Annotated in this window: 4 protein-coding genes; 2 read left to right on the top strand and 2 right to left on the bottom strand. The window is 60.2% G+C overall.

Annotated features, from left to right (window positions below; genetic code table 11):
• On the top strand, positions 1 to 791 hold a 791-nt coding region (locus BF99_RS0116005), incomplete at its 5' end, for a DMT family transporter (protein ID WP_025771790.1).
• A 135-nt stretch (positions 792 to 926) separates the two neighbouring features.
• Here BF99_RS0116005 and BF99_RS22165 read toward each other — a convergent pair.
• Complete coding sequence (locus BF99_RS22165; protein ID WP_197019186.1) at positions 927 to 2,018, bottom strand: NYN domain-containing protein; 1,092 nt, start codon at positions 2,016 to 2,018, stop codon at positions 927 to 929.
• 327 nt (positions 2,019 to 2,345) lie between these two features.
• Between BF99_RS22165 and BF99_RS0116020 the strand changes: the two genes are divergently transcribed.
• A complete protein-coding gene (locus tag BF99_RS0116020) occupies positions 2,346 to 3,497 on the top strand; it encodes a mandelate racemase/muconate lactonizing enzyme family protein (RefSeq protein WP_025771796.1) in 1,152 nt (383 codons plus the stop codon).
• A gap of 359 nt (positions 3,498 to 3,856) precedes the next feature.
• Here the strand turns inward: BF99_RS0116020 and BF99_RS0116035 are convergent.
• Positions 3,857 to 4,276: DUF1640 domain-containing protein (locus BF99_RS0116035; protein ID WP_025771800.1), on the bottom strand; the 420-nt coding region annotated here is incomplete at its 5' end.

Consider the following 4,276-nt stretch of genomic DNA (forward strand, 5'->3'; position numbering starts at 1 on the left):
CCCGCCTGCTGATCGGGGCGGCGGGGCTATGGTGTTTTTCGATGATCGCTCGCGCCCCGATCCCCACCGGGCTTGCGACCTGGCGCGACCTGGCGATCATGGGCATCCTCAACAACGCCCTTCCCTTTTGCCTGATCGCCTGGGGGCAGTTATGGATCACCGGCGGGCTCGCCAGCATCCTCAACGGCATGACCCCCATATTCTCGGTGGTCGCCGCCCACTTTCTCACCAAGGATGAAAAGATGACCCCGGCGCGACTCATCGGGGTCGTGCTCGGTTTCGCCGGGGTGGTGGTGTTGATCGGGCCTTCCGTATTCGGCGAGATGTCCGATCATTTCCTCGGCAGCCTGGCAGTGCTGGCGGCAACGATCTCCTACGCCTTCTCCGGGCTGTGGGGAAAGCGCTTGGCATCCCTCAATCCGCTTTCGGCGGCGACCGGACAGGTGAGCTGCTCCGCTTTGATCATCGCCCCCATCGCCCTATGGCTGGAAGGGCCTAGGGCATTCGATCCCTTCGATCTTTCGATCACCGGCCCCTTGCTGATGCTCGGGATCTTCAGCACCGGCATCGCCTATATCATCTTCTTCGCCATCATCCGGCGAGCCGGTGGCAGCAATGTGATGCTGGTGACGCTGATGATTCCGGCGGTCGCCGTCCTGCTCGGGGTGATCATGCTGAACGAGGCCATCACCTCGGGGCAGATCGAGGGCATGGCGCTGATCGCCCTCGCCTTGCTCTTCATCGACGGTCGCCTTCTCGCCCGGCTGCGCCGCCGGGGCCGACGAGGCTGAACGCAAGCGGGGCGGCTCTCGCATTGCGCGAAAGCCGCCCTTGGAACATCCCTTCGCTATCGACCTACGACCGATCATCGACCGCCATCGCCGGCCGAGGATATCGCGAAGACAATGCCGCGATCCTCGAGGGCTTTAGTAGTTGAAGTTCTCGGAAGGGGGCGGGGGCGGGGGACCGTCGAGCATCTCCGCAAGGCGGCGCATGAATTCCCCTCGGTAGAGCTTGCGCTCGCTGTCGGTCAGATGACGGCGAATGCGATTGCGAATCCTCGCCAGCGTCGGTCGATCCAAAGAGGAGGGGACCGAGTTCGGGGACATTTGCGCCGTCGAGCGCAGGCGTTGGATCTCGAATTCATCGAGCCGGGCGATCGCTGCGGATATCTCTTGCGAAATGGCGACATCGATCGGGACTTGGGTGTCCGCCCCTGCCCCTGGGCCGCCCGCAGGATGATCGTTCCACCTCCCGGGGACGGGGGCGTGACGAGTCTCGGACATCGGAATACCCTGCCCATGGGGCGAGGCCGACCAAATCGGCTCGCCGGTCATCGGCGGCGGGCTCGATGCCGGAATCGGAATCCCGGATTCGGAAGGGATCGAGCCATAACCCCCGACCCCGGGAATCCCGGAAGCGGAAGGCAAGGCACCGCCCGCCGGTTGCTCTTGGGCGCTTAGGAATAAAAAGCGACGAATATCGGAAGCGCCCCATACCCGGGAGGTATCGCATTCGCGAACGAGATAGGCAAAAGACGAGTCCGGGCCGGGGTTGATGCCCAATAGATGCACCTGAACCCCGTAGCTCTGGGCGATCTGCACTCCCATGCGTATATCCTCGTTCCCCGAGAGGATCACGGCATCGGTGATCGCCCGATTGCGAGCGAGTTCGATCAAATCCGAGGCAATGGGAGAATCCGCTTCCTCTTCTTGTCCGTTGCCGGCGGCCATCCCCAATCTAAGTTTGGTGAAGGGGGCGATGGCGATCTCGATCTGATCCGGATCGGGCTCCGAACCCATGGGCAAATCGTCGTACCAATAGGTACGCAATAGGCGGGCTCGAATCAGCTGCCCATCGGGGCAGGCCTTCCTCGCCGCCCCGATCAACTCGCGCATAAAACTCCGTACATCCAAGCGCAAGTTCGCCCGGGGGGGCTTGTAACTTGCGCCCTGGACCAAACCCGCACCTTGTGTATACAAATAACCGGCATCGGCAAAAATAGCGATCTGACGCATCATACGCTCCTGGTAATGAAGGGGTTGCCTAAACGGGCATAAAAGAGGGAATTTCTGAAAACGACGCCTCATGCCATATCGGAGCGACCGCTACCGACGCTCCTAAATTGCATCGGGATATTTTCACGCTTATTTTCACTCTTTGATGCACGAGCGAAGAATAAGGCACACAGGCGGGAAAGGTCAAGCGAGAATCGAACGATCGCCTGAAATATCGTCGGAAAATCCGCGCTATTTCGGCCGAGCGCATCGCCGCTCGCTCCTCGCATTCGAAAAAAACCCGGCCAAAGGCCATGAATCCCATAAGGACATCGAAAGGAGGGTGGGATGAGGATCGACAAAGTTTCCGGCATCGTTTTGGAAGGAGATATCGCAGGCGCAGGGTTCGGATGGTCTCAACGCACGACCTCCTCGCGGCAAGCGGCTCTGGCCGTCGTCGAAAGCGATAACGGGCTGTCAGGGGTCGGCGAGGCCTTCTATTTCGGGGGGCCGGCGCGAATCGCCGCGGGGCTGATCGAGGGCGCGCTCGCTCCTTTGATCATCGGCGAGGATCCGCTGGATACGCGAGTTCTTTGGGATCGCATGTACAACCTCACTCGCGACCAAGGCCAAAAAGGTGTCGTGCTGTCGGCGATCAGCGCCATCGATATCGCGTTATGGGATTTGAAGGGAAAGGCCTTGGGGTTGCCGGTGTACAAGCTCCTCGGCGGCGGCTATCGTCGCCGCGCACGCTGCTATGCCACCGGTCTTTACGAGCCTTTGGGGGCTTCGAACGCGGCGAAGGCCTTGGCCGAGGAAGCGCAAGGCTATGTCGCGCAGGGTTTCGGTGGCATGAAGCTCAAGGTGGGCTACGGCATCGAGCGGGATTTGGAATATATCGCCGCGGTGCGCGATGCCATCGGTCCCGACACATATCTGATGGTGGATGCGAATCACGGCTATAACGTCAACGAAGCGCTGCGGCTTATCCGCCGCTTCGAAGGCTTCGATATCCATTGGTTCGAAGAGCCGGTGGTCCCCGAGGATGTGGACGGTTATCGCGAGATCAAAAGTCGTTCCGAGGTGGCGATTGCCGGGGGAGAGTGCGAATACACCCGCTATGGCTTTCGTCATCTCATCGATCGGCGAGCGGTCGATATCTTGCAGCCCGACCTATGCGCCGCCGGAGGGTTCAGCGAACTCATGAATATCATCGCGCTGGCTTCGGCGGCCCATCTGCCGTTGATCCCGCATGTCTGGGGCACCAATATCGGCCTTGCCGCATCGCTTCAGCTCCATGCCACCATCCCCCACCTTCCGGAGCGGCGCTTCCCTGACGAACCGTGGTTCGAGCTCGATCGATCGGCCCATCCCTTTCGCGATCGGGTTTCGGTGGAGCGCTTCGTCCCCGACAAAGGCTATCTCGATATCCCGGATCGGCCGGGGATCGGGATCACCCTGGACGAGGAATTCATCGCCGCCCATGCCCGACCGGCGTGAACCCCCCGCCGATGATCGATGACGGTGATCGAGGCGAGCATCGATCGCTTCCACGGCTCGGATGATTTGCGCCTCGCCTTGACGAGCGAGGGCAGGGGGTTCGATCGGGGCGTCCGACTCGAAACTCTCTTTGGCGAAGGAAGTGATCTTCGGGGGCTTTCCAAGGTTATCCCAAAGATCGAGTATCGCATCGACGATATCGAATAAGGGTATCGGGGAAAGGTAAGAACGATCGGCTCGATCTTACCTTTCCATCCGAACTTTCATCGTCCGAACCATCGATGCCGAAAGATGGTCGGATCGACGAGGATAAGAGGCGATGAAGCTGCGCGCGCGATAGTCCTCGGGAATCCTTGGAATCACTTCGGCAAAACGAGCGAGACGATACCCCCAAGGGTTCCCCCGACCGCCCCCGCCACCGGAACCCATCGATATAGGCCCGTGATCGTCGTCTTGTTGTCCTGGTACATCTCCGCGCGTATCCTCTCGGCCTCGGTCCTCATTTCCCCCCACATTTTTTTGAACTCGAGCTGCATTTCGGCCTGCGAGGCCTGTATCCCCGCGCGCATCCTCTCGATATCGGTCACCATCTGTTGCCTTATGGCCGCCATATCATTGTGCACCTTCTCGGATGTGGCATCTATCTTTTTCCATAACTTCTCGGTTTCCAACTGCATCTTCTCCCACATCCTGTCGGAATCGATCCTCATATCCTGCCGCATCATCTCGGAATCGGCCCTCGCCTCCTGACGCACCCTTTCGGACTCGGCCTGCATCTT

Source organism: Thioalkalivibrio sp. HK1 (assembly GCA_000583135.1).
Classification (GTDB): domain Bacteria; phylum Pseudomonadota; class Gammaproteobacteria; order HK1; family HK1; genus HK1.

Coding starts and splice junctions, on each gene's coding strand:
- BF99_RS22165 (WP_197019186.1), bottom strand. CDS start 2,018: ATGCGTCAGATCGCTATTTTTGCCGATGCCGGTTATTTGTATACACAA.
- BF99_RS0116020 (WP_025771796.1), top strand. CDS start 2,346: ATGAGGATCGACAAAGTTTCCGGCATCGTTTTGGAAGGAGATATCGCA.